This window comes from Dehalobacter sp., assembly GCF_030063005.1.
Lineage (GTDB): Bacteria > Bacillota > Desulfitobacteriia > Desulfitobacteriales > Syntrophobotulaceae > Dehalobacter > Dehalobacter restrictus.
Genome location: NZ_JAPDHR010000049.1, coordinates 1 through 21,961, shown reverse-complemented (window position 1 = coordinate 21,961; position 21,961 = coordinate 1). Strand labels below are relative to the sequence as shown.

The window sequence follows — 21,961 nt, the reverse complement described above, 5'->3', positions numbered from 1 at the left end:
CACCAAAAAATGTCTTGTTTTTACGCAAAAAATCCTTTGACACACCATCGATATTTGTGTATACTATAATTCGTCACAGCAAGCCTGGGTGATTAGCTCAGCTGGGAGAGCGCCTGCCTTACAAGCAGGATGTCGGCAGTTCGATCCTGTCATCGCCCACCAAACTCGAAGTTCGAAGTTCGAGGCGCGAAGTTCGAAAAAGCATATTAAGATATTGCTTGAAGAGCGGAAGGTACGAACTGAACATCGGGAAACTTACTGTAGAGGAATACGAAGGTTCGAATATCGAACGTCGTGCCTCGAATATCGAATTGGCCCCGTAGCTTAGTGGTTTAAAGCGCCTGCCTGTCACGCAGGAGATCGTCGGTTCAAATCCGATCGGGGTCGCCATAACAGAAGTCCGAGACCAGAAGCCCGAGGTCCGAAAGGGAGAGGGCTCCGGCTTGGATATAAAGATGTTAGGTAGAATGTATGATGATTCGCTAAAATCGGCATCTGACATCGTACCTCGAACATCGATTATGCCTCGGTAGCTCAGTCGGTAGAGCAGAGGACTGAAAATCCTCGTGTCGGCGGTTCGATTCCGTCCTGAGGCACCATGATCATGCGGGTGTAACTCAGTGGTAGAGTGTCACCTTGCCAAGGTGAAAGTCGCGAGTTCGAATCTCGTCACCCGCTCCAAAAGTAAACTTACGGCGGCATAGCCAAGTGGTAAGGCAGAGGTCTGCAAAACCTTTATCCCCCAGTTCAAATCTGGGTGCCGCCTCCAAACGCCGAAGTGGCGGAACTGGCAGACGCACGGGACTTAAAATCCCGCGAGGTTTACCCCTCGTACCGGTTCGATTCCGGTCTTCGGCACCAATTTTGGGTTTGTAGCTCAGCTGGTTAGAGTACTGCGTTGACATCGCAGGGGTCGGAGGTTCGAGTCCTCTCAAACCCACCAAAATTCGTCTAAAAACCCGCTATTCATGCGGGTTTTATGATTTGCAAGGCAGGGATTTCCCTGTTTTTTTATATGGATTTGAAAAAAGCAAAAAAAGAAGGGATTATCCCCCCATTGCCTCCACTAATTTCCTTGTTCCCACCATATTGATGGCCCTTTTCAAATTATAAGCAAGAAAACTAAGCCCCAGCTCGCCTGTGGCTTTCTCTATGCCCTTACACAACAGATAGTGAGCGCCATGGTACCATTTAACCGTGCCAAAAGAATGTTCAGACAGACATAAGCGGAGCTTTTGGGGCGGGATATCGTCACGAAATCTGTGCCTGAAAGATAATAATTTGCATTGTTTTTCTTTAAAAATGCATACAGATACACTCTAATATGACATAATATAGAGTGTAAATGTACAACAAGGGGTGGCACATGATGAAAACTATTGACAAAATTAAAGAGATTCTCAAACAAAACAATGGCATTATTACTGCCTCACAGGTTACTGATGCCAATATTTCAAGGCATTATCTTAAGAAAATGCTGGACATAGGGGCCTTGGCAAAGGTTGACCGGGGGATTTATATCAAGCCGAAAATGTGGGAAGATAAAATGTATATCTTGCAGTACAAGTATAGCCGTGGCATCTTTTCCCACGAAACGGCCTTATATATTCATGGTCTGACGGACAGGATACCCCAGAAATATACCATGACGTTTCCCTATGGATATCATACGCACTCTCTGAAAGAAGAAAATGTAATCATAAAAAAATCCGTTAAGGATCTGTACGAGCTCGGGTTGACCAAGGGCGTTTCGCCCTGCGGCAATCCCATACGCCTGTACGACGTGGAACGAACGCTGTGCGATATTGTTAAAGGCAATAACACCTGTGATATTCAGATTGTGAATCAGGCCATGAAGCAGTATGCCAAGATGCCGGGAAACAATATCCCGCTGCTTTTTGACTATGCGGAGAAAGTACGGGTAAAGCCTAAAATACTGAACTATATGGAGGTGCTGCTGTGAGAACGAACAATCCAATGCAGTTAAAAGCCTATATAAGATGGCTGCTGAGAAAAACATTTCCGCCCAGCTTGTAATGCAGAACTACATGCTGGAAAGGCTGTTGGAACGTATTTCTCTATCCAAGTATCACCCGAATCTGATTTTGAAAGGCGGTTTTTTGATCTCGGCCATTGTCGGACTGGATACAAGGGCAACGATGGATTTGGATACCACAATCAAAGGCTTTGACGTGAAAAGTAGAACTGTATTATCAAACTATAAAGCAGTAATGGAAAACATTGCTTCAAGCGAACAACTGAAAGGCTTCTGGGAAAAATACCAATCAAATTTTGATTATGCACGTGACGTTGATTTTGCTGATGCCTGCCAAACGATCAGCCAAATTTTCCAAGAAATCGGTTTTTAAGAAACAAAAAAACTTTATCTGATTAAGATTTTGAGTTTGTTTGTGCTATAATACAGTTCAAATGTCAACGATTTTTAAAAAAAATCATATTGACAGTAAAAGGTATAGTAATCCTCCGTTTAAGCAATGCTCCGGATGCAGGTTCTGGGACGAAAGGAAATGTATCGGAGGTTGTTTAGGCTATAATATCAAGGGAAAATCATCTACCTGCTGTGCCGGATAGCTTTCCTCAAGGTGATTGTATAGAAAATTCTTCCATTTACGTTTTCCAAAAATTCAAAGATATTTATTTTATAACAACGTTTTTATATGACTTCCGGTTGTCTGAAATTCTATGGACATAGCAAAAATAATGGCGTATAATTCAAAATACAAATATTTGAGTCAAGAAAGACTCTATTAACTTATTACAAATAAGTGTCGATAAACTAAACATCTAATGATAATTAGCCATGAAGGTTGAAAAATCCGCAGGAGCGGGCAGTCAGCATTCGTGGTTTTTATTTTTATGAAGTATAAAGTGCCAATCAAATATTGCAAACGCAGACTAAAGGAAGTGAACGCATTGGTAAAGATATGTATTTTTTGTTGCTCAAAAGTTACCCAAAAACTGGGGTGTTCCAGTACCCAATGTCTCTGTGCACTGTTTCTCGAATCTGTAGGCAAGATATTTCCAGAAGAAGAAAACCTTGTGCTAGAGAATATCTTTGGTGAAAGGAAAATTGTTAAGGCGAAAATCAAAGGAATTGAACTGGTAGATCAGAGAATCGTGCTGAAAAAATAGGTTGAAAATTTTTTTTAATATAGACATGTAATTTAATATATCTTATAATTTGACTATCAAAAATGAGTAATGAAGACTCATAGGATATTTAGATCCAAAAAAACAAACGAAAGATATGGATTAGAGTAAGCCACGAAGGCTGAGAAACATCCGCAGGAGCGGAGGTTCAGCTTCGTGGTTTTCTATTTTTGCAAATTCCGTATTTTAGTAACAAGAAAACAATGAGAATTTTAATCCCCCCCTAGCGGATTGTAGAATATGGGAAACCCTGATATTCTGATTTTTAACTGAGGTGATAAAAATGAATATTGAAGAAATCCGCGAAAGATGGAACCTGAAAGAACAAAACAAAAAAGCCAGCGTAGATATGTGGAATTCAATGGCCGGAAGCTTCGGTGAAAATGTTCGCCCTGGTTTTGAGGAAGATGCGTTTTTGAAGCTGCTGCTAAACAAGAATATGCTGAATCCGGAGGGACTGATCCTGGATATCGGCTGCGGCGCGGGCAAATATGCGTTGGCCTTAGCCGGGAGATGCAGCCAGGTAACTGGTGTTGACCTGTCTCCCCAAATGATTGCGATTGCCGAACAAAAAAAGAAAGAATATAAAATCGACAACGCTGCTTTTTATTGTGAGGATTGGCATAACCTGGATCTTGTGCAGGCCGGGTGGCAACACAAATTCGACCTCGTGTTTGCCCATATGACGCCGGCCGTTCAAAGTGCGGATACTTTTGAAAAGCTGAGTGCCGCGTCGAAAGGCTGGTGTATACTCTCCAAGCCGATTCGGCGAACCGATCCGGTGTCTGATGTCGTTAAAGCGCTGGCTGGAATTAAGGAGAAGCGGGAAAGCAGTGACGAAGAGCTGGTATTCGCGTTTGAACTTCTTTGGCGTCAGGGGTATCTTCCGGAACTGCAATACGAGAAGCAGGTCTGGAAAATGAAGAAAACGTTGGAGCAAGCAAAAGGGTTGTATATCAACCGGATAAAAACCTACCGCGATATTTCCTCTGCAGAGGAAAAAGAAATCGAAACCTATTTGGGATCTCTGGCCAAGGACGGTTTTGTTTATGAAGAGGTTGATACAACCGTTGCAACAATGGTTTGGCAAGTTTAATGAAATACCGAATCGATAATAGCAAGCAAGGAGGAACTAAAATGTGTGTAAAACCTACTGAATGGGAAAAGGCGGTGGAATTCCATGGACATCAGTGTCCGGGACTGGCTATCGGCTATAAAGCGGCAGTCACGGCTCGGGAAAAGATGGGCGTGCGCTTTTCTGTGGATGAAGAAATTGTCTGTGTTACCGAAAACGATGCCTGCGGCGTCGATGCGATCCAGGTCATGACCGGCTGCAGCATGGGAAAAGGGAATCTGATCTATAGGGGAACCGGTAAAATGGCGTTCAGTTTTTTTAACCGGAGAAACGGGGAAAGCCTGCGATTAATTCTAAAGCCGTTTGAAGGGGAAATGAACAGGGAAGAGCGTCAGGCATATATCCTGAACGCCCAGGCAGAAGAAATTTTTCAGATGATGAAACCAAGTTATGAATTGCCTGAAACGGCAAGGCTCTTTACCTCAGTAGTTTGTGAAGTCTGCGGAGAAAACGCGCCGGAACATAAAATCAGATTGCAGGACGGCAAAAAAGTCTGCCTGGACTGTTTCAAAGATTACGGCAGGGGCTGGTAGAGATATAACGGTAGAAAAAAATTAAAAGGAACAAGACTTAATGAAGCATAAACAAACTGATGCGGGTAATTTACAAGAAAAGGATATTTATCACCAATATACGCATAAGAAAAAAATAGTGATTTTGGTGCTGGCTTTTTTAATTGTCTTGTTAGCTATAGCCGCGGTCAACGCCGGCTCATTTAATCTCAATCCGCTTCAGGTAATTCAATCGCTCCTGGGAAAAGGAAGCGATGCTTCCAGTGTTGTCATCTGGCAAATACGGATGCCCAGGATTCTGGCGGCGATAACTGCCGGCGCCGGGTTGGCGGTGGCCGGATGTGTCATGCAAAATAATCTGAGGAACCCGCTGGCCGCGCCCGATACGCTGGGGGTCTCCCATGCGGCGGCTTTCGGAGCGAATATTGCTATTATTGTTTTAGGTGCCGGCAGTATTTCCAGTACAAGTACGGATGCGGTGACCATCAATAATCCCTATCTGGTTACGCTTTGTGCTTTTGCCTGTTCCATGGCGGCAACGCTGGTGATTCTGCTGTTGGCAGGAATACGGGGGTTTTCGCCCGAAGCCATGATCCTGGCAGGGGTAGCGCTGAATTCCCTGTTTATGGCCGGAACCATTCTGATCCAATATTTTGCCAGTGATGTCCAGGTGGCTGCTGCAGTTTTTTGGACTTTCGGGGATCTGGGAAGGGTTGCCTGGCGGGAAGTATTGATTCTGGCCTGCCTGGTAATTTTCGCCTTTATTTATTTCCTGTTTAAAAGGTGGGACTATAACGCGCTGGACAGCGGAGAAGAAACCGCCAAAAGTCTGGGCGTTCACGTAAAAAGAGTCCGGCAGGGAGGTATGTTTGTTTCGGCGTTAATAGCGTCTGTAGCCGTATCTTTTCTCGGTATTATCGGTTTTGTCGGACTTATCGCGCCTCAGATCATGCGCAGGATTATCGGCGGTGATCACCGCTACCTGATACCGGCTTCCGCTCTGATGGGATCCGTGCTGATGCTTTTTTCTGATACAATCGCCAGAACCATGGTTGCACCGGTGGTTCTTCCGGTCGGGGCTATTACTTCTTTTTTTGGCGCGCCGCTCTTTTTGTACTTGCTGGTGAGGGGGTATCAAAGACGATGATTTTATCCGTCAAAGGATTGGCGTTTCAATATCCGAGCCGGGAGGTATTGCAGGATATTAATTTTACCGTGGCCAAAGGAGATTTTCTGGCTATTCTGGGAGTAAACGGCGCGGGGAAATCCACGCTGCTGAAATGCCTGAATAAAGTGTTAAGCCCTCATGCCGGCACGGTGTTTATCCGGGAGGAAGATACCGGCAAGCTTAGCCGGAGGGAACTGGCCAAAAGAATCGGTTATGTTGCCCAACGCCAGGAAGGTGCCTTCGCCACGGTATTTGATGCTGTTCTTTTAGGAAGAAAACCGTATATTCAATGGGAAGCTTCCCAAAAAGATCTGGAAATCACCCGTAAGGCTTTAAAATCGCTGGATCTGGAAGGATATGCCTTGCGTTACCTGAATGAACTCAGCGGAGGAGAACAGCAAAAAGTTGTCATTGCCAGGGCCTTGGCGCAAGAACCGGAACTTCTTTTGCTGGACGAACCGACCAGCAGCTTGGATTTGAAAAACCAGTTTGAGGTCGCCAAAATTGTCCGGAATGTTGTCCAAGACAACCAAATGTGCGCGGTGGTCACGATGCATGACTTGAATCTGGCGATCCGATATGCCAATAAGTTCCTCCTGCTGAAAAACGGCGTTATTTTTGCAGCCGGAGGTCTTGAAGTGATGACGCCCGAAAATATTGAAAGTGTTTATGCTGTACCGGTCAAAATCAAAGAAATCGAGGATATTCCGGTTGTGGTGCCGGTTTAAATATTCCGACCCAATGAGAGTATCAGGACAAAAAATTAAACTGAAGGAAAATATGAATTGGAGGGTAAAAATGAAAAGAAAGTTTATCTCACAAAGACAATTAATCGCCCTGACCCTGGCGGCGTTATTCTGTCTGACATTTTTGTTCAGCGGGTGTTCCGCCCAATCTTCCCAGAATGCTTCTGCGAAAATCACTGTGACGGATACGCTGGGAAGACAAGTTGAAATCAACGGAACAGCTAAAAAAGTGGTTGCGATCGGTCCAGGAGCCTTAAGGCTTTGCTGCTATTTCGAGAATACGGATATATTTGCGGGTATTGAGCAAATGGAAATCGACAGTCCGACAGGAAGACCATACCTTTACGCCAATCCGTCGCTGGCGAAGCTTCCGGTTATTGGGCCGGGAGGACCCAATAACGCTCCGAATCCGGAACAAATCCTTGCCGTAAAACCGGATGTTATTTTTACAACTTACGCAGCGGATCAAGCCACTGCCGATAACTTGCAGTCCAAAACCGGTATTCCGGTTGTGGCGTTAAGCTATGGCCAAACATCAACTTTTGATCCCAAGGTCGATGTTTCCCTGACACTTATCGGCAAAATTATCGGCATGGATAAAAGGGCTCAGGAATTAGTCGGCCTGATGGCCCAATACAAGACGGATCTGGATACCAGGACAAAAGATGTGGCTGACACTCAGAAACCATCCGCTTATGTCGGCGGCTTAGGAATGAAAGGCGTCCACGGCATAGAGAGTACGCAGGGCAATTACTCGCTCTTTAATGCCGTCCATGCCAAGAATGTAGTTGATGAAACGGGCAAAACAGGTTCTTTGATGATTGATAAAGAAAAACTGATCAGTTGGAACCCGGATAAGATTTTTCTTGATGGAGCCGGATACCCTTCCGTACTTGAAGACTATAAGAAAAACCCTAAGTTCTATCAAAGTTTGTCTGCAGTAAAGAACGGGGAACTCTATGCCCTGCTTCCGTATAATTACTATACGACCAATATTGATACATCAATCGCTGATGCTTATTATATCGGTAAAGTCCTTTATCCGGAGCAGTTTAAGGATATTGATCCGGAGAAAAAAGCGGCTGAAATTTATCAGGCGCTTTTAGGAAAAGATGCTTATGCCCAGATGGCTAAGGATTTTGGCGGGTTTAGGAAGCTTGAGCTGAAGTAAAACGCTTTTTATCAGTCAATCGTTAGCTTTTAAAAATTAAAACCCATCAGGCTGAAAAACACACCTGATGGGTTACTTCTAATCATTATAGTAAAGAGGTGTTTCATGTGATACTGGAACCGCGTAAAAGAGAACAGATTATGCCGTTACCGGTCGCCCTTATTTCGACAATGAGCAAAGACGGTGTGCGTAATATTGCTCCCTGGTCAAATATTACCCCAATCCTAAGACCCTATGAGGAAATCGTTTTGGCTTCCTGGATAAAGAGAGATACATTAATCAATATCCGACAAACCGGAGAATTTGTCATCAATATCCCTCCGGCTAATCTGGCTGATGCGGTGATGGTTTGTTCCAAAAATTATTCTCCGGAAGTTGATGAGTTTCTGAAAGCCGGTTTAACACCGTTCCCGTCCAAACAGATCAAAGTTCCGGGAATTGAAGGGTGTTTGGCCTGGGCGGAATGCAAGCTGGTTGAAGAAATACTCAGGGAAAAGTATTCGTTGGTGATTGGTCAAGTTGTTCACCTGGAGGTAAATGCGTCCTTTTTCAATGAGGACGGAGACATGGATTTTGAACGTGCTCGGCCGCTTTCAGTGATGTTGGGTAATGAACAAATGTGGTTTACGAGGCCGGTTTTTACCGGAAGGAAAGCAGACTATGCCGAGATGTTTGATAAATGAGCAAAATAGTTGAATAGAACTATCGTCCTTCAATATCAAGGAGGTTAGCGTGAAAATTACAGTCTTATATGTCAGTGTTACCGGCAATACGGAAAAAATGGCGGGTTATATTCAGCAAGGAATTGAAGAGGTCGGTTGTATAGAAGTAAAGCTGATGAATCTGGTGCAGGAAGATACTGTCGATTATGAATTTGTTGAGGACAGCCAGGCGGTTATTATCGGGACCCCGGCCTATGCGGCAGACTTGAGCTGGCAGTTGAAAAAGTGGTTTGATACGGATTGGAATTGCAGTTTGGCAGGGAAACTCGGCGCGGCTTTTGCCACGGCAAATTGCCTGCATGGTGGGGCAGACCGGGCGATTTCTAGTGTTTTGAGTCATATGCTGGTCAAGGGTATGCTGGTATACTCATCCGGGATGGGCTGCGGCAGACCGTTCATTCATTTGGGACCTGTAGCGTTAAGAGACGATCTGGAGGGGAAAGAAGATCTATTTCAGTTGTTTGGAAGACGGGTTGCGGAAAAAGCAGTGGAATTATTTCACTAAAGTCGTATTTGAGATGCGTCATAGGCAATTTCCCCTGTTTCATATATTGCTAGTAAATAAAATACTAATAGAGTGTTTTGTTTTCGAATTTTTCACTTTCGCCGACATAAATTTAAGTAATTTCTCTTTTTCCAACATGTTTATCCTCCAGGCTTAAATAAGGCGGGCAAGGCCCATACCAAGAAACACTCCCAGAAAACCAATAATAATACTAACCAATGTATAAATGCCCGCAGTTAAAATATTTCCATCTTTCAACAGCATGATCGTCTCGTAGCCAAAGGTGGAAAATGTGGTAAAAGCCCCTAAAAAACCGACTGTCATAGCTAACCGCATTTCCGGACTTAAGGTAAGTTTGTCCAAAAAGAGGGTATTAAGGAATCCCAATAAAAATGCTCCGGTAAGGTTGCAGCTAAATTTATTGGAGTCCTACCGGCGACTATGTTTTTCAAATATGGCAGACGGGATGGTATCTATACCACGCTGCTAATGAGTACCGGCTTAACTTTTGGGACAATTTCAGCCCTCTATGGGTTAACCAATCAGTATATTACCAATTCTCAATATAGCGTGATTGTTTCAGTCGTAATACTAAGTGCTGTTATTCCTACTTTGATAGCTCAAAAATTCTTCTTTCCTCGAAATCTATTAAAAGGAGGACAAAGCGATGGAAATCAATAAGATTCTTGTGGGGTTTGACGGTTCACCCAGCAGCAGGAAGGCACTGGAGTACGCTAAAGAATTAAGCAACAAACTTAATTCATCTGTTACAGTTTTAACTGTAGTCCGATTGCCTGATTTTAGCCAAAGCATGGACGAAGTAGAGGAAACCATTGAAGAAGCGCAAAGAAAAATTGAGCCGCTGCATCAAGAAATTCGAGAAACAGGGCTTAAGGAAGGAATGAAAATTGCAACGGAAATTGTCCACGGGCATCCGGCTGAAAAACTCATTAGTTATGCAAAAGAGAATGGGTTTGACCTAATCATTGTTGGCACAAGAGGCTTGGGAGGGTTTAAAAAACTCGTGATCGGCAGCGTGGCTCAGAAAGTAGTAAGCTATTCTGCCATACCTGTTTTAACTGTTAAAGATGGACGTTAATAAAGGACTGTTCTATTAAATCTCTGCAACGATTTTACCCATGTCGCTTGTGTCATAACCGCCTATATTCGCAAATTCATTTTTAAAAGCTGGAGAACGGATGATATTTAACATTGTTTGAATTTCTGGAGTTTGGAAATTCTCTTTTTTGACAACTAAATCATAGCGTTCTTTTTTCAGTGGAATGAAATCAATATTATCGACCTGTCTCGCGATCTTTTCGTTGCCCACGGCCACATCAGCCTCTCCGCTGCTTACGGCACTGGCAACTGCCAAATGGGACTGGTTTTCTTTCTTATACCCTCTAATTGTGCTTCCGTATATCCCAAGGAGCTTTAAATTCTCATCAAGAAGAACTCTGGAACCAGCCCCAAATTCCCTATTAATCATGGTAATGTCATCCCGGCCAAAATCTGCCCAGGTCGTGATCCCTTTTGGATTTCCTTTGGCCACATATAATCCCTGCATACGGCAGGTAAGGTGAATAATCACTGTGGGAATACCGGGAAGCAGTCTTCTGACATAGGGGACGTTATATTGATCTGTATCACTATCCCACAAATGCGTAGAGGCAACATTGATCTTATTTTTGTATAAGGAAACCAAGCTGTCATAACTCCCTATGTAAGCTCTTAGCGCGTGAATATCATGTAGTCTCATGTAATTGGAAAGAATATCGAGAATCAGATCCTGGCCGCAAATAATAAATCCATCTTGCTTCTTTTCAATGCCTAACAAGCTGAAGGCGCCCAAAGTGCCGGATGGTGAACTCGGGCTGAATGGGCCTTTTTTGGAACGGGATATATAATCCTGCACGTCGTTTTCTGTGAAACGGACTTTTCTTCCTACCTTGTAGGAGACGATTTCGCCTTTTTTAATGAGATCATAGATTGTGCTTTTGCTTACATGAAGCATGTCAGCCACATCTTGGGTTGACAAAGCTTTTTTTTCGCCCATTTTATATCCTCCTATACTTCAGATGGTATGACAATGAGTACCCAAATAATCATTTGAATATATAAACCGTTGACTTTTTGTGTGAAATTGTACTAATATAGATATTAAACGTCATATATACACATCTTTGTCTCAATTCGTATTATATCGTACATTTTTACACGAGGCAAGTACGAATTAATACGAAAAGAGATAAAGAAAAGAGAATGTTATGACTTGCTTATACCTATTGCTGACATCGGAGGTTGATGTCATGAAGATTGTAAAGGCAGGTCCTTAGTATTGGGATGTTTCTCGACATTGATTGGTATCTATGACGTGTTTTCTTAACCATCGCCTAGAACATAGGAATCCAGACAAAAACATTTTACGAATGAAAGAGGAGAAAGATTATGTACAGAAAATTTTTTGCAAGTGTTTTAATACTAATGGTTTTAATGGCTGCACTGACCGGTTGCAATTCGTCAGCTTCTGCGCCAAAAGAGACGACCGATAACACAGCCGTTAAAAAAACAGGTGAAAAGATCACAGTCGCAGCTGCAGCCGATTTGGCCCTTGCCTTTAAAGAAATTGGCGATTTGTACGAACAGACCACAGGAAATGAAGCAGAGATCACTTTCTCCTCCTCGGGAACAGCCAGAGAACAGATTGCCAACGGCGCGCCCTATGATGTCTATGCTTCGGCCAACATCAAGTATGTGGATGACTTAATAGCCCAGGATAAAATTATCGCCGACAGCAAAGAATTATATGCTATTGGCCGGGTAGGCGCGGCAACCCTCGTAAGCAGTCCGCTTCAGATTAAGGAAGCCAGTGATTTATTAAAACCGGAATTTAAGAAAATAGCCATCGCCAATCCGGATCATGCCCCTTATGGTGTTGCTGCCAAGGAAGCTCTGGAATCTATGGGGTTATGGGATAAGCTAAAGGACAAAATGGTTTATGGCAAAGATATTCAGGACGTATTAACGATGGTCAAGACGGGCAATGTTGAAGCAGGTCTTATCTCCTTATCCGTTGTTAACAAAAACGAGGTCAACTTCCTGCTTTTTGATGATAAACTGCATAAACCTTTAAAGCAAGCTATTGCCGTTGTTAAGGGCACGCAACACGAAAAAGCAGCCAGAGAGTTTATCAAGTTTGTGAATGGAGAGCAAGGCAGGGAGATTATGAAAAAATATGGTTTTGTCTTGCCGGGTGAAGTCTAAAGCATGGATAATATTAACCTTTTTCCGCTTTTTTTATCTTTTCGGGTAGCGTTTACAGCAACTTTTATCGGAATTGTTTGCGGCTTGCCCCTGGCCTATTTATTAAGCCGCAGACCGGGAAGATTATCCGATTTTATCGATACGCTGACGAACCTTCCCGTTGTCTTGCCGCCAACAGTGCTGGGCTATTATCTGCTTGTCTTACTGGGCCGTAATTCTTGGCCGGGCAAGTTTTTGGAAGAACAGTTCAATATCATGATTGTATTTACGACGACAGGGGCGGTTATTGCCGCCACTGTCGTTTCCATTCCCTATATGATTAAAGCGTCCAAGGCCGCGCTTTCGGAAATCAACGAGGATTACCTGAATGCGGCCAGGCTCTTGGGAAGAACGGAACTTAATATCTTTGTAACTATCATGGTGCCGATTGCCTGGAGGGGAATTATCTCCGGCATTACCATGTCTTTCGCGAGAGCCTTGGGGGATTTTGGCACAACCCTGATGGTCGCCGGGAGTATCCCCGATAAAACCCTTACCATGCCGATTGCCATTTACGATTCGTTGCAGGCGGGAAACTATAATATGGCCAACTTTCTTGTGCTGATCATGACCAGTGTTGCCGTTGCGGTTTTATATATTGTCAACCGGCTGGAAAAAAAGATGAAGAAGGGGTGAGCGAGGGTGCTGGAAGTCTCGATCGAGAAAACGCTGGGAAATTTTACGCTGCAATCTTCTTTTATCAGCGGCAAGGGAGTGCTGGGAATTCTCGGTTCATCCGGCTGCGGCAAAAGTCTGACCTTAAAATGCATCGCCGGGCTCTATTCCCCGGACAAAGGTGCGATCAAACTAAACGGGAAAGAACTATTTAATTCGGACAGCAAAGTGAATGTTTTGCCCCGGCGAAGAAATATTGGCTATGTGTTTCAGAATTACGCACTGTTTCCTCACCTGACTGTCTACAAAAACATTGCCTACGGTGTCCAGCACCTGGATAATGCAAAACGCCATGAAAAAGTCCTGGAAATGATCAGCAAAATGCAGCTGAACGGCCACGAAAAACAATTTCCTTCCCAACTGTCGGGAGGGCAGCAGCAGCGTGTGGCTTTAGCCAGAACCTTGATTACCGAACCCGAATTATTGCTCTTGGATGAGCCTTTTTCAGCGTTGGACAGTCATGTTAAGCAGATCCTGGAAAAGGAATTGCTCAGTATTATTAAGAAGAATTATCATGGCATTGTTTTGCTGGTTACGCATAACATTGAAGAAGCTTACCGGCTCTGTGACAGGATTTTGGTTTTCGATAAAGGAACATCGGTGCAAATCGGGGAAAAGGAAGAAATTATCCGTTATCCGGCGACTGTGTCGGCTGCCAGGATAACCGGCTGCAAGAATCTCTTTGAGGTAGAAGTTTTAGGTGAAGAAGAAGGATATATCCACATAAAGGCAGAGAGCTTTTGCTTGAAGGCAGTAAAAAGGAAAAGTGAGCTTCATACAAAAATGATGGCTGGAATCCGGGCACAAGATTTGAGAATATCTTCAGAAAATAAAGAAAATCCCAATACCTTTGAATGTCAAGTAACAGATGAAATTGAAGGAATATTTTCAACAACAGTAATCGTAAATTGTCTGGGAAAGAACTTGCAAGTAGAAGTTCCTGGGAGTGATCTGCTTTTAACACACTGCAAAGAACAAAAGCAAAAACTCTGGCTGTATATTCCTGAAGAAAAGATATTCTTAATGAATGTTGATCAATCGCACCATGGTATGACTATGCCAGTGGTAAATTAAACGATAATATTTTTTTTTGAGTCTATTAAATAATTCTTAGAAATCTTATTAAGCTTAGGGGGCTAACATATGATTATGGAAAAAGTGTTGGCGGCAGCCCAACCTTACCTATTGGGTAAGTCCGTGCGTGACTTGGTGATTGGTGTTTCGTTAATTGGCTGTCAGCTTGATAACGGAGACATCGGCGTATCATACGTCCTGCGTGATGACTTGCCAAACGGCTGCTCGGACTTCCCTTATGCCCAAGAGGTAATTGGTAAACCGGCTTCCGAAATTGCTCGCTGGATAATTTCCGGCAGCGAAGACTTACAACGGGCGATTGCGGCTTCTGTTCTGACAGCAGCCTCCTGCGGACAGAATATTCCCGACGATGACCCAAGCGGCATGCTTTTTGGTATTAGAGTGCATCCCGGAGATACTGTGGGCATGGTAGGCATGATTGGACATGTGGCTAGGCAAATATCAAAATCAGTCAAGGAATTGATTATATTTGACAAAGGAATATCCCTTCACGGGGGAGACAGTATGATCCATCCTATGGAGGAACAACCCAAGCTGTTGCCCGCTTGTGACGTTGTAGTCTTAAGCGGGACCACAACCATAAATAATAGTATCGATCCTTTGTTAGCAATGTGTGGCAAAGCCCGCGAGATCCTTATGGTCGGTCCATCCACCCCCATGTTCCCTGAAGGGTGGCGGGGCAGCGGTGTAACCCGTTTGGCTGGTTCATGGTGGGATAAAGGCCACAAGGAAGAAATATTCAAATCAATTTCATTGGCCTGCGGTGTAAGTTATCTCAAAAAATTTATGCAAAAAAAGGTTGTTGATGTAAAAAAATTTTAGGAGATCATAATATGCATTTTTCAGTATCTGGTGTCGATATCTTTCCTCTTATCCCTCCGCTAATAGCAATAATAGTCTCTTCCATTACCGCTTCTGCGGGAATTTCGGGAGCATTTTTATTGTTGCCTTTTCAGGTCAGTGTTCTGCATTTTAACAGTCCTGCGGTAAGCCCGACAAATTTAATTTATAACATCATTGCTATTCCTGGCGGTTTATACCGCTACATAAAAGAAAGACGAATGGCCTGGGCTCTAACAGGTATAGTATCTCTTGGTACTCTCCCTGGTGTTTTTGTTGGGGCCTGGATCAGAATAAAGTATCTTCCAAACCCCAAAGATTTTAAATTATTTGTAGGTATTGTTCTTTTATATCTAGGTTACCGCCTGTTATCGGACATCTTAGGCTGGAATAAGAAGACGAAAGAACGAAATGACATTTTGAATAAAAAGTTTGCCGAACAGGTGGTTCGCGTGAAAGAAGTCAATTCAAGTGTTCTAGCTTCAGGTCTCCCTTCAGATGCTGTGGTTAAGACAAAATGTTTTTCATTGTCCAAGGTCGAATATGAATTTTGGGGAGAAACCTATTCATTTCATACCGTTCCTGTTTTTATTCTAGCTTTAGGAGTAGGTTTGATCGGTGGTATATATGGTATTGGCGGAGGCTCAATTATCACACCAGTTTGCGTTTCTCTTTTTGCCTTACCAATTTATACCGTCGCAGGAGCTGCTTTGGCCAGTACATTTATTACTTCGATTGCGGGCGTAATTTACTATCATATTTTAGCACTGGCGGCAATTTCAAATTCTGCTATTGCTCCGGATTGGTTTCTGGGCTTGCTGTTCGGTATAGGCGGACTTGTTGGAACTTATCTGGGCGCTTATTTTCAAAAATTTCTTCCGGAAGCTCTCGTCAAGATAATTCTTTTAGTTCTGATTTCTATTCTTTCGATTACATATATTTTGGAATCTTTTCTATAACATCAAAAGACTATTAGCTTCAAAGAATTATTTCTGACTTAGAACGAATATCCTAACATCAACTAAACTTCTGATTCTTGGCCAAGCTTTTTCACAGGAAATAATTGATTAAAATAATAGTTGGCAGATTATATCTTTGTACTGCCGACTATTTTAATTTTATAAGGATGAAATTAAATGAAATCAATTCAGTAGGTTATTGACATATGTTCAAAAATATCTATAATTATAATCATAAAGGGCATATGTCAATAACCAAAAGAGGAGGGAATTCTTATGCCGGGAAGAGACGGAACAGGTCGCTTAGGTCGCGGAGCAATGAGCGGGAAAGGTTTAGGGTTATGTACCGGAGTGAATGCTGCCAGAAATGGTAACGGATCTGGTTTGGGCCGAAGAAGAGGCTATGGCAGAAATTTAGCGGATAATATGATGCTTTCTTCATCGAGAAAGGAATTGCTTTTAAGTCAAAAAGAACTCCTTGAAAAAAGACTCCATTGGATCAACAAACAAATAGAAAGTAAATAATAAACAAAGAATAGCAGGAGGACGCTCCTGTTACTTTCTTACAAAAAGAGGGAAAGCCAATTATGCCAAGACCAAGAAAAGGTAGAAAAGTATGCTGCTTGCCGGAAAGCAGTCTTTTTGGGCCGCTTAACGCTGTCATCAATCAGGCGGATTTAGTCTTAATGCTGGTTGATGAGTATGAAACAATACGGCTCATTGACTTACAGGGTTTTACGCAGGAAGAGTGCGCAGAACAAATGCATATTGCACGTACCACTGTTCAGCGTATTTATAACGATGCCCGGAAAAAGCTGGCGGAATCTCTGGTGAACGGAAAAGTGCTGCGGATAGAAGGCGGAGATTACGAGCTTTGTGAAGGATTGGAAAAAACCTGCCGTTGCGGGGGTTGCCGCAGGCACCGTTGGGCAGAATTTTCAGGGGCTGATAACAAAGAAAACTAAGTAGTCTGAAATTAAGCACAGGGAGGATTGATTATGAAGATTGCCATACCCGTAGACAACAATTCGATGGATTCAAGCGTTTGTATTTCTTTTGGACGGGCTCCATACCTTCTTATTTACGATACCGAAACAGAAGGAAGCAACTTTTTGGATAACAGTGCCGCTGCCAGCCAGGGCGGAGCGGGAATCAAAGCTGCCCAGAATATTGTAGACAGTGGAGCAGAGGCGATCATTACACCGCGTTGCGGAGAGAATGCGGCGGAAGTACTCAAAGCGGCGGAAATTAAACTCTATAAAAACACCAATAACTCAATCCGGGATAATATAGAATCTTTTAAGGAAGGAAAATTAAGTTTGCTGGACGATATTCACCCCGGTTTTCACCAGCATGGAGGGAAGTAATGAAAATCGCTGTCTTAAGCGGCAAAGGAGGTACGGGCAAAACCCTTGTCTCTGTCAACCTGGCTGCAGTGGCACTGGACTCCGTTTATATCGACTGTGATGTCGAAGAACCAAACGGCCATTTATTCTTTCAACCGAAGGACTTACAGAAGGAACGGGTCACGGTTAAGCTTCCCCAGGCTGACCCAGAGCTGTGCACCGGGTGCCGTACCTGTGTCAATTTCTGCAAGTTCAACGCCTTGGCTTATATTAAAAATAAGCTGATTGTCTTTAACGAGGTTTGTCATTCCTGCGGAGGATGCCTGCTTTTCTGCCCGCAAAAGGCGATTTCGGAAAAAGAAAGGGAAATAGGTCTGATCCAAAGCGGGATATCCGGCAATGTCCGGGTCGTGTCCGGAATGATGAATATAGGAGAAGTATCAGGGGTGCCGATTATTAAAAAGCTTTTGCAGGATAGCCGTAAGGAAAACAAAAATGTTTTTTTAGACTGTCCTCCAGGGAGCGCCTGTATGGTCATGGAGAGTATCAAAGATGCCGACTATTGTATTCTGGTAGCGGAGCCAACTGTTTTTGGCGTTCATAATTTAGAAATGGTGTATGAACTCGTAAGGATTTTTCAGAAACCATTCGGCGTTGTCCTCAACAAATGTTTGGAAGAAGAAAACCCTGCCGAAGATTTTTGTCTGCAAAACCAGATTACAATTCTGGAAAAAATCCCGTTTGATTTGGAATTGGGCACCATGCATTCCAATGGACAGATCGCCGTAAGAAAGCATCCAAAATACAAAGAACTGTTTCTAAACCTGTTGAAGACGGTAAGTAAGGAGGCTAGGCATGAAACAGCTTCTGATACTTAGCGGCAAAGGCGGTACCGGAAAAACAACCATCGCCGGTGCTTTTATCAAGCTTGCCGAGGCCAGGGCTTATGCCGATTGCGATGTGGACGCCCCTAATCTTCACCTGATCATGACTCATATTTCAAAGGCCAGGCAAACGGATTATTATGGTATGGAAAAAGCGGTTATTGATACAGAATTATGTGATAGTTGCAGCATATGCAGGCAAAACTGCCGCTTTGAGGCCATAAACGAAAGCAACGGTAAGTATGAGGTTGATTCCTATGCCTGTGAAGGCTGCGGCGTGTGTGATGCAGTTTGTCCGATAGGGGCGGTTTTCCTTCAACCGGCTGTAGCCGGAGAGTTGATGCTTTATAAAGATAATGGGGTTTTCTCTACCGCCAGGCTTAAAATGGGCAGCGGTACTTCCGGCAAGCTGGTGAGCGAGGTTAAAAAGCAGTTGAAGCAGGAAGCAGCGGATGCTGATCTGGTCATTATCGACGGTTCGCCGGGAATCGGTTGTCCGGTGATCGCTTCGCTTAACGGAGCGGACATGGTCCTGATCGTTGCCGAACCATCTCTGTCAGGGATTAGCGATATGAAGAGAATCATTGCAACAGCAGAAAAGTTTAGAATAAAAATCGGAGTTTGCATTAACAAGTATGATACCAACAAAGAGCTCGCCCAGAAAATAGAGGCATTTTGCCAGGAGCGGGATCTGTCTATCGTAGGCAAAATTCCTTTTGACACTGCAGCAATAAAAGCTATAAACAAGGGAGAAGTTATTGTAGATATTGATTGTCCCGCAGGATGGGCGGCAACCAATGTTTTTTATAAAACGTTAAAGCTAATGAATAGCTGAATGATCAGTTTCGAAGGTAAATCAGGATAACGATCAACCGAAATTAAATTGATAACTTAAGTATAAGGAGAGAACGTAAAATGAGCGAAAATTGCAATCAAAATTGTAATACTTGCAGCGATGAATGCGCCGACAGAAAAGAGCAAACAGACTTTACCGCCAAACCGCATGAACTGAGCAATATCAAAAAAGTGATTGGTATTGTCAGCGGCAAAGGTGGCGTCGGTAAATCGCTGGTAACTTCCATGCTGGCTGTAACCATGAATAGAAGGGGTTATAAGGCCGCCATACTTGATGCAGACATAACAGGCCCATCCATTCCTAAGGCCTTTGGCATTACGCAGAAACCTGATGCCAGCGAACTTGGCCTGTTTCCCCCCAAGAGCAAAACTGGCATCCAGCTTATATCGATCAATCTGCTGCTGGAAAATGAGACAGATCCGGTTATTTGGCGGGGTCCGATACTTTCCGGCGTAATTAAACAGTTCTGGTCGGAAGTGATTTGGGGGGATGTGGATTTCATGTTTATCGATATGCCCCCTGGTACGGGCGATGTGCCGCTGACGGTATTCCAATCTATCAAGCTGGATGGCATTATTATCGTGGCTTCGCCTCAGGAGTTGGTTTCCATGATTGTTTCCAAAGCGGTTAAAATGGCCAAATCAATGAATATTCCTATTTTGGGGCTGGTAGAAAACATGTCTTATTTTAAGTGTCCGGAATGTGACAAAGTATATAAAATATTTGGGGAAAGCACCATTGAGAAAATTGCTGAACAGCATCAATTAAAAGTTCTTGTCAAGCTTCCTATTGATCCGAAGATAGCGGCAGCCTGCGATAAAGGGATGATCGAGTTTTATGACGGGAATTGGCTTGACGGAGCAGCGGACATTCTGGAAAACTTAGAGGAGAATAAAGACAATACGATTTTGGAGGATAAAAAAAGGAGAAATACCAATATGAAAATTGCCGTAGCGATTGAAGGAAAAGAGGTTGCCAAACATTTTGGACACTGTGAGGGTTTCGTGATTTTTGAGACGGAAAATCAACAGATTATGAATAGTGAAACTATACCGAACCCCGGACACCGTCCTGGATTTTTGCCGAACTTTTTAAACGATATGGGAGTTAAGGTGATTATTTCAGGCGGCATAGGAGGCGGAGCAATTGAAATATTCAATGAAAAAGCTATTGAGGTCATAACCGGTGCCTCAGGAGATGCACAAGCTGCCGTAGAGCAGTATTTGCAGGGAAATCTGAAATCGACTGAGTCTGTTTGTCATGAACACCAGCACCATGACGAGTGCGACGGACATTAATTTTGTTTTTAATTGCTCACCTGGTCCGAATATCGGTCAGGAAATTTAACGATAACAGCGATATTAACATATGACTCATGCAACTTTTAAACCTAAAAACAAATTGATATTATTTATTGGAGCCTGCCTGTTTGGCGGGCTCTTAAAGCAGTACTTACGTTAATTTAGAGTGCAAATAGATGCATTAATAACATTTGGAGTAATTTCGGTATAGCCGGATTGAAAAAAGCCCTTTCATTCAGGCCTAATTCCACCCTGAATGAAGATATATTTTCTACCTACAATTCATAATGTAAAGGGTGGTTAAGCATGTTTACAATTATTCTTTATGTTCTGGCGGCAGTACTTCTCCTGCTTTCGTTTCTCAAAGATAAAAAAAAGACCAAGATGGCCCTGATGAAAGCCTGGAAGTCCTTCGAAAACATACTGCCGCAGTTTTTATCAATTCTTATTATTATTGGCATCATGCTGGCGGTACTTAGTCCTAATACGATCTCCAGACTAATCGGTCAACAATCCGGTTGGATTGGAATGGTTATTGCAGCTATTGTTGGTTCTGTTACATTAATACCGGGTTTTGTTGCATTTCCCTTAGCTGCGGCACTTCTAAAAAGCGGTGCAGGCTTTATGCAAATTGCCGTATTCATTTCTGCATTGATGATGGTAGGGATTGTGACGTTACCTCTGGAAATAAAATATTTTGGAAAAAAAGCTGCGATATTAAGAAATTCTTTAGCGTTTATGTTTTCCTTCGTGATAGCAATCGTGATAGGGGTGGTGCTAGGGTGAAGAAACTATTGAACCGTTATAAATTTTTTATTATCCTGGCAGTCATAAACTTAGGCCTTGTTATTATTTACCCTTCAATAGGAAAAACTTCTTTAAGCATGACTTGGAGCAACACTCTTGAGATGCTTTCTGTTATACCTCCGATTTTTATTCTTCTTGGACTTCTGGATGTTTGGGTCCAAAGAGAAACAATGATCAAACTTATGGGAGAAAAATCTGGGATGATCGGTGTAACCTTAGCTTTTTTTCTGGGTTCGGCGGCAGCGGGTCCTTTATATGCAGCGTTTCCTATTGCTGGGGTTCTTCTGAAAAAGGGAAGCAAACTTTCCAACGTGCTTATCTTTATAGGGGCATGGTCAACAACCAAAATACCTATGCTGCTTTTTGAGACATCAGCGATGGGTTGGAAATTTATGCTGACAAGGTTTATTATCGATATTCCGGGAATTGCTTTAATTGCTTATATTACACAAAAAGCTTTAAGTGAAAAAGAAATTAAACATATATTTGAAATGGCTAAAAGTCAAATATAGAAATTTACATGGAGGAAGAGTCATGGGAAAAGTATTGTCAATTCATATCAGTCCGGAAAGAGGTACGGTTAAGTCGGATGTACAGGAAGCATTGATCGTAAAAGGATGGGGGCTAGAGGGTGATGCCCACAGGCTGTGTAAAAACGTAGAGAATAATGGATAAATATGGTATAATTAAGTAAGGAAACCGAATCATAAGGGGAATAATTATGCCATATAAAAACGGAATAAACCGCGAACAAATTACACTATT

The 21,961-nt window shown here is 43.0% G+C and carries 28 protein-coding genes and 7 tRNA genes; 33 read left to right on the top strand and 2 right to left on the bottom strand.

What is annotated here, in order from left to right:
• The first annotated feature begins 86 nt into the window (after nucleotides 1-86).
• The 17 genes from OKX56_RS12395 (at nucleotide 87) to OKX56_RS12315 (ending at nucleotide 9,130) form a co-directional block, all read left to right on the top strand.
• Nucleotides 87-162, top strand: a tRNA-Val gene (locus OKX56_RS12395).
• Nucleotides 163-313: 151 nt separating this feature from the next.
• Nucleotides 314-390, top strand: a tRNA-Asp gene (locus tag OKX56_RS12390).
• 133 nt (nucleotides 391-523) lie between these two features.
• Nucleotides 524-599: transfer RNA gene (locus tag OKX56_RS12385), tRNA-Phe, on the top strand.
• Nucleotides 600-606: 7 nt separating this feature from the next.
• A tRNA-Gly gene (locus OKX56_RS12380) sits at nucleotides 607-681 on the top strand.
• Between the two features lie 13 nt (nucleotides 682-694).
• Nucleotides 695-769 (top strand) — tRNA-Cys (locus tag OKX56_RS12375).
• Between the two features lie 3 nt (nucleotides 770-772).
• A tRNA-Leu gene (locus OKX56_RS12370) sits at nucleotides 773-861 on the top strand.
• 5 nt (nucleotides 862-866) lie between these two features.
• Nucleotides 867-943: transfer RNA gene (locus OKX56_RS12365), tRNA-Val, on the top strand.
• A 423-nt stretch (nucleotides 944-1,366) separates the two neighbouring features.
• Nucleotides 1,367-1,963, top strand: a complete 597-nt coding sequence (locus OKX56_RS12360; RefSeq protein ID WP_242837001.1) for a type IV toxin-antitoxin system AbiEi family antitoxin domain-containing protein — start codon at nucleotides 1,367-1,369, stop codon at nucleotides 1,961-1,963.
• Between the two features lie 37 nt (nucleotides 1,964-2,000).
• A complete protein-coding gene (locus OKX56_RS12355) occupies nucleotides 2,001-2,369 on the top strand; it encodes a nucleotidyl transferase AbiEii/AbiGii toxin family protein (RefSeq protein WP_025205002.1) in 369 nt (122 codons plus the stop codon).
• A 508-nt stretch (nucleotides 2,370-2,877) separates the two neighbouring features.
• Nucleotides 2,878-3,153 carry a CooT family nickel-binding protein gene (locus tag OKX56_RS14990; protein ID WP_336571191.1) on the top strand — a complete coding sequence of 92 codons (276 nt, stop codon included), beginning with the start codon at nucleotides 2,878-2,880 and terminating at the stop codon, nucleotides 3,151-3,153.
• Between the two features lie 301 nt (nucleotides 3,154-3,454).
• Nucleotides 3,455-4,267 (top strand): class I SAM-dependent methyltransferase, encoded by an 813-nt coding sequence (locus OKX56_RS12345; protein WP_025205004.1) that lies wholly within the window; start codon nucleotides 3,455-3,457, stop codon nucleotides 4,265-4,267.
• Nucleotides 4,268-4,308: 41 nt separating this feature from the next.
• Nucleotides 4,309-4,839 carry an FmdE family protein gene (locus OKX56_RS12340; RefSeq protein WP_025205005.1) on the top strand — a complete coding sequence of 177 codons (531 nt, stop codon included), beginning with the start codon at nucleotides 4,309-4,311 and terminating at the stop codon, nucleotides 4,837-4,839.
• A gap of 40 nt (nucleotides 4,840-4,879) precedes the next feature.
• Nucleotides 4,880-5,965 (top strand): FecCD family ABC transporter permease, encoded by a 1,086-nt coding sequence (locus OKX56_RS12335; RefSeq protein WP_025205006.1) that lies wholly within the window; start codon nucleotides 4,880-4,882, stop codon nucleotides 5,963-5,965.
• Entirely contained in the window at nucleotides 5,962-6,714 is a 753-nt protein-coding gene (locus OKX56_RS12330) for an ABC transporter ATP-binding protein (RefSeq protein WP_025205007.1), read from the top strand. Before OKX56_RS12335 ends, OKX56_RS12330 begins: the two co-directional genes overlap by 4 nt.
• 70 nt (nucleotides 6,715-6,784) lie before the next feature.
• Nucleotides 6,785-7,903 (top strand): iron ABC transporter substrate-binding protein, encoded by a 1,119-nt coding sequence (locus OKX56_RS12325; RefSeq protein ID WP_025205009.1) that lies wholly within the window; start codon nucleotides 6,785-6,787, stop codon nucleotides 7,901-7,903.
• 107 nt (nucleotides 7,904-8,010) lie between these two features.
• Complete coding sequence (locus OKX56_RS12320; protein ID WP_025205010.1) at nucleotides 8,011-8,586, top strand: flavin reductase family protein; 576 nt, start codon at nucleotides 8,011-8,013, stop codon at nucleotides 8,584-8,586.
• A gap of 49 nt (nucleotides 8,587-8,635) precedes the next feature.
• On the top strand, nucleotides 8,636-9,130 hold the full coding sequence (locus tag OKX56_RS12315) for a flavodoxin family protein (protein WP_025205012.1): 495 nt from the start codon (nucleotides 8,636-8,638) through the stop codon (nucleotides 9,128-9,130).
• A gap of 153 nt (nucleotides 9,131-9,283) precedes the next feature.
• Here the strand turns inward: OKX56_RS12315 and OKX56_RS12310 are convergent, their stop codons facing one another.
• Nucleotides 9,284-9,517: a fluoride efflux transporter FluC gene (locus tag OKX56_RS12310; RefSeq protein ID WP_336571178.1), complete on the bottom strand. Its 234-nt coding sequence runs from the start codon at nucleotides 9,515-9,517 to the stop codon at nucleotides 9,284-9,286.
• Nucleotides 9,518-9,571: 54 nt separating this feature from the next.
• On the opposite strand from OKX56_RS12310, the gene OKX56_RS14985 reads away from it, so the two are divergent.
• Entirely contained in the window at nucleotides 9,572-9,811 is a 240-nt protein-coding gene (locus tag OKX56_RS14985) for a hypothetical protein (RefSeq protein WP_423779590.1), read from the top strand.
• Nucleotides 9,798-10,229 (top strand): universal stress protein, encoded by a 432-nt coding sequence (locus OKX56_RS12305; protein WP_019226706.1) that lies wholly within the window; start codon nucleotides 9,798-9,800, stop codon nucleotides 10,227-10,229. The genes OKX56_RS14985 and OKX56_RS12305 overlap by 14 nt, the downstream gene beginning before the upstream one ends.
• Nucleotides 10,230-10,244: 15 nt before the next feature.
• Here OKX56_RS12305 and OKX56_RS12300 read toward each other — a convergent pair whose 3' ends face one another.
• Complete coding sequence (locus OKX56_RS12300; protein ID WP_019226707.1) at nucleotides 10,245-11,186, bottom strand: substrate-binding domain-containing protein; 942 nt, start codon at nucleotides 11,184-11,186, stop codon at nucleotides 10,245-10,247.
• Nucleotides 11,187-11,578: 392 nt separating this feature from the next.
• On the opposite strand from OKX56_RS12300, the gene modA reads away from it, so the two are divergent.
• The 14 genes from modA (at nucleotide 11,579) to OKX56_RS12230 (ending at nucleotide 21,871) form a co-directional block, all read left to right on the top strand.
• Nucleotides 11,579-12,394 carry a molybdate ABC transporter substrate-binding protein gene (gene modA / locus OKX56_RS12295; protein ID WP_019226708.1) on the top strand — a complete coding sequence of 272 codons (816 nt, stop codon included), beginning with the start codon at nucleotides 11,579-11,581 and terminating at the stop codon, nucleotides 12,392-12,394.
• A gap of 3 nt (nucleotides 12,395-12,397) precedes the next feature.
• Nucleotides 12,398-13,069: a molybdate ABC transporter permease subunit gene (modB, locus tag OKX56_RS12290; RefSeq protein WP_019226709.1), complete on the top strand. Its 672-nt coding sequence runs from the start codon at nucleotides 12,398-12,400 to the stop codon at nucleotides 13,067-13,069.
• Nucleotides 13,070-13,075: 6 nt separating this feature from the next.
• A complete protein-coding gene (locus tag OKX56_RS12285; RefSeq protein WP_019226710.1) occupies nucleotides 13,076-14,182 on the top strand; it encodes a sulfate/molybdate ABC transporter ATP-binding protein in 1,107 nt (368 codons plus the stop codon).
• A 69-nt stretch (nucleotides 14,183-14,251) separates the two neighbouring features.
• On the top strand, nucleotides 14,252-15,025 hold the full coding sequence (locus OKX56_RS12280) for a DUF364 domain-containing protein (RefSeq protein WP_019226711.1): 774 nt from the start codon (nucleotides 14,252-14,254) through the stop codon (nucleotides 15,023-15,025).
• Nucleotides 15,026-15,036: 11 nt separating this feature from the next.
• Nucleotides 15,037-16,002, top strand: a complete 966-nt coding sequence (locus tag OKX56_RS12275; RefSeq protein WP_019226712.1) for a sulfite exporter TauE/SafE family protein — start codon at nucleotides 15,037-15,039, stop codon at nucleotides 16,000-16,002.
• Between the two features lie 276 nt (nucleotides 16,003-16,278).
• Nucleotides 16,279-16,527 carry a DUF5320 domain-containing protein gene (locus OKX56_RS12270; protein ID WP_019226713.1) on the top strand — a complete coding sequence of 83 codons (249 nt, stop codon included), beginning with the start codon at nucleotides 16,279-16,281 and terminating at the stop codon, nucleotides 16,525-16,527.
• A 62-nt stretch (nucleotides 16,528-16,589) separates the two neighbouring features.
• Nucleotides 16,590-16,967 carry a DUF134 domain-containing protein gene (locus tag OKX56_RS12265; RefSeq protein ID WP_019226714.1) on the top strand — a complete coding sequence of 126 codons (378 nt, stop codon included), beginning with the start codon at nucleotides 16,590-16,592 and terminating at the stop codon, nucleotides 16,965-16,967.
• A gap of 33 nt (nucleotides 16,968-17,000) precedes the next feature.
• Nucleotides 17,001-17,369 (top strand): NifB/NifX family molybdenum-iron cluster-binding protein, encoded by a 369-nt coding sequence (locus tag OKX56_RS12260; protein WP_019226715.1) that lies wholly within the window; start codon nucleotides 17,001-17,003, stop codon nucleotides 17,367-17,369.
• Complete coding sequence (locus OKX56_RS12255) at nucleotides 17,369-18,226, top strand: ATP-binding protein (protein ID WP_019226716.1); 858 nt, start codon at nucleotides 17,369-17,371, stop codon at nucleotides 18,224-18,226. Before OKX56_RS12260 ends, OKX56_RS12255 begins: the two co-directional genes overlap by 1 nt.
• On the top strand, nucleotides 18,204-19,067 hold the full coding sequence (locus tag OKX56_RS12250) for an ATP-binding protein (protein WP_019226717.1): 864 nt from the start codon (nucleotides 18,204-18,206) through the stop codon (nucleotides 19,065-19,067). The genes OKX56_RS12255 and OKX56_RS12250 overlap by 23 nt, the downstream gene beginning before the upstream one ends.
• An 80-nt stretch (nucleotides 19,068-19,147) precedes the next feature.
• Nucleotides 19,148-20,386 carry an iron-sulfur cluster carrier protein MrpORP gene (locus OKX56_RS12245; RefSeq protein WP_019226718.1) on the top strand — a complete coding sequence of 413 codons (1,239 nt, stop codon included), beginning with the start codon at nucleotides 19,148-19,150 and terminating at the stop codon, nucleotides 20,384-20,386.
• 309 nt (nucleotides 20,387-20,695) lie between these two features.
• Nucleotides 20,696-21,175, top strand: a complete 480-nt coding sequence (locus OKX56_RS12240) for a permease (protein ID WP_019226719.1) — start codon at nucleotides 20,696-20,698, stop codon at nucleotides 21,173-21,175.
• Nucleotides 21,172-21,708 (top strand): permease, encoded by a 537-nt coding sequence (locus OKX56_RS12235; protein WP_019226720.1) that lies wholly within the window; start codon nucleotides 21,172-21,174, stop codon nucleotides 21,706-21,708. The genes OKX56_RS12240 and OKX56_RS12235 overlap by 4 nt, the downstream gene beginning before the upstream one ends.
• A gap of 22 nt (nucleotides 21,709-21,730) precedes the next feature.
• Nucleotides 21,731-21,871: a hypothetical protein gene (locus OKX56_RS12230; protein ID WP_158208134.1), complete on the top strand. Its 141-nt coding sequence runs from the start codon at nucleotides 21,731-21,733 to the stop codon at nucleotides 21,869-21,871.
• The last annotated feature ends 90 nt before the right edge of the window (nucleotides 21,872-21,961 follow it).

Coding starts and splice junctions, on each gene's coding strand:
- OKX56_RS12360 (WP_242837001.1), top strand. CDS start 1,367: ATGATGAAAACTATTGACAAAATTAAAGAGATTCTCAAACAAAACAAT.
- OKX56_RS12240 (WP_019226719.1), top strand. CDS start 20,696: ATGTTTACAATTATTCTTTATGTTCTGGCGGCAGTACTTCTCCTGCTT.
- OKX56_RS12330 (WP_025205007.1), top strand. CDS start 5,962: ATGATTTTATCCGTCAAAGGATTGGCGTTTCAATATCCGAGCCGGGAG.
- OKX56_RS12255 (WP_019226716.1), top strand. CDS start 17,369: ATGAAAATCGCTGTCTTAAGCGGCAAAGGAGGTACGGGCAAAACCCTT.
- OKX56_RS12275 (WP_019226712.1), top strand. CDS start 15,037: ATGCATTTTTCAGTATCTGGTGTCGATATCTTTCCTCTTATCCCTCCG.
- modB (WP_019226709.1), top strand. CDS start 12,398: ATGGATAATATTAACCTTTTTCCGCTTTTTTTATCTTTTCGGGTAGCG.
- OKX56_RS12355 (WP_025205002.1), top strand. CDS start 2,001: ATGGCTGCTGAGAAAAACATTTCCGCCCAGCTTGTAATGCAGAACTAC.
- OKX56_RS12305 (WP_019226706.1), top strand. CDS start 9,798: ATGGAAATCAATAAGATTCTTGTGGGGTTTGACGGTTCACCCAGCAGC.
- OKX56_RS14985 (WP_423779590.1), top strand. CDS start 9,572: ATGTTTTTCAAATATGGCAGACGGGATGGTATCTATACCACGCTGCTA.
- OKX56_RS12300 (WP_019226707.1), bottom strand. CDS start 11,186: ATGGGCGAAAAAAAAGCTTTGTCAACCCAAGATGTGGCTGACATGCTT.
- OKX56_RS12280 (WP_019226711.1), top strand. CDS start 14,252: ATGATTATGGAAAAAGTGTTGGCGGCAGCCCAACCTTACCTATTGGGT.
- OKX56_RS12265 (WP_019226714.1), top strand. CDS start 16,590: ATGCCAAGACCAAGAAAAGGTAGAAAAGTATGCTGCTTGCCGGAAAGC.
- OKX56_RS12270 (WP_019226713.1), top strand. CDS start 16,279: ATGCCGGGAAGAGACGGAACAGGTCGCTTAGGTCGCGGAGCAATGAGC.
- OKX56_RS12325 (WP_025205009.1), top strand. CDS start 6,785: ATGAAAAGAAAGTTTATCTCACAAAGACAATTAATCGCCCTGACCCTG.
- OKX56_RS12230 (WP_158208134.1), top strand. CDS start 21,731: ATGGGAAAAGTATTGTCAATTCATATCAGTCCGGAAAGAGGTACGGTT.
- OKX56_RS12345 (WP_025205004.1), top strand. CDS start 3,455: ATGAATATTGAAGAAATCCGCGAAAGATGGAACCTGAAAGAACAAAAC.
- OKX56_RS12335 (WP_025205006.1), top strand. CDS start 4,880: ATGAAGCATAAACAAACTGATGCGGGTAATTTACAAGAAAAGGATATT.
- OKX56_RS12245 (WP_019226718.1), top strand. CDS start 19,148: ATGAGCGAAAATTGCAATCAAAATTGTAATACTTGCAGCGATGAATGC.
- modA (WP_019226708.1), top strand. CDS start 11,579: ATGTACAGAAAATTTTTTGCAAGTGTTTTAATACTAATGGTTTTAATG.
- OKX56_RS14990 (WP_336571191.1), top strand. CDS start 2,878: ATGAAGTATAAAGTGCCAATCAAATATTGCAAACGCAGACTAAAGGAA.
- OKX56_RS12340 (WP_025205005.1), top strand. CDS start 4,309: ATGTGTGTAAAACCTACTGAATGGGAAAAGGCGGTGGAATTCCATGGA.
- OKX56_RS12260 (WP_019226715.1), top strand. CDS start 17,001: ATGAAGATTGCCATACCCGTAGACAACAATTCGATGGATTCAAGCGTT.
- OKX56_RS12250 (WP_019226717.1), top strand. CDS start 18,204: ATGAAACAGCTTCTGATACTTAGCGGCAAAGGCGGTACCGGAAAAACA.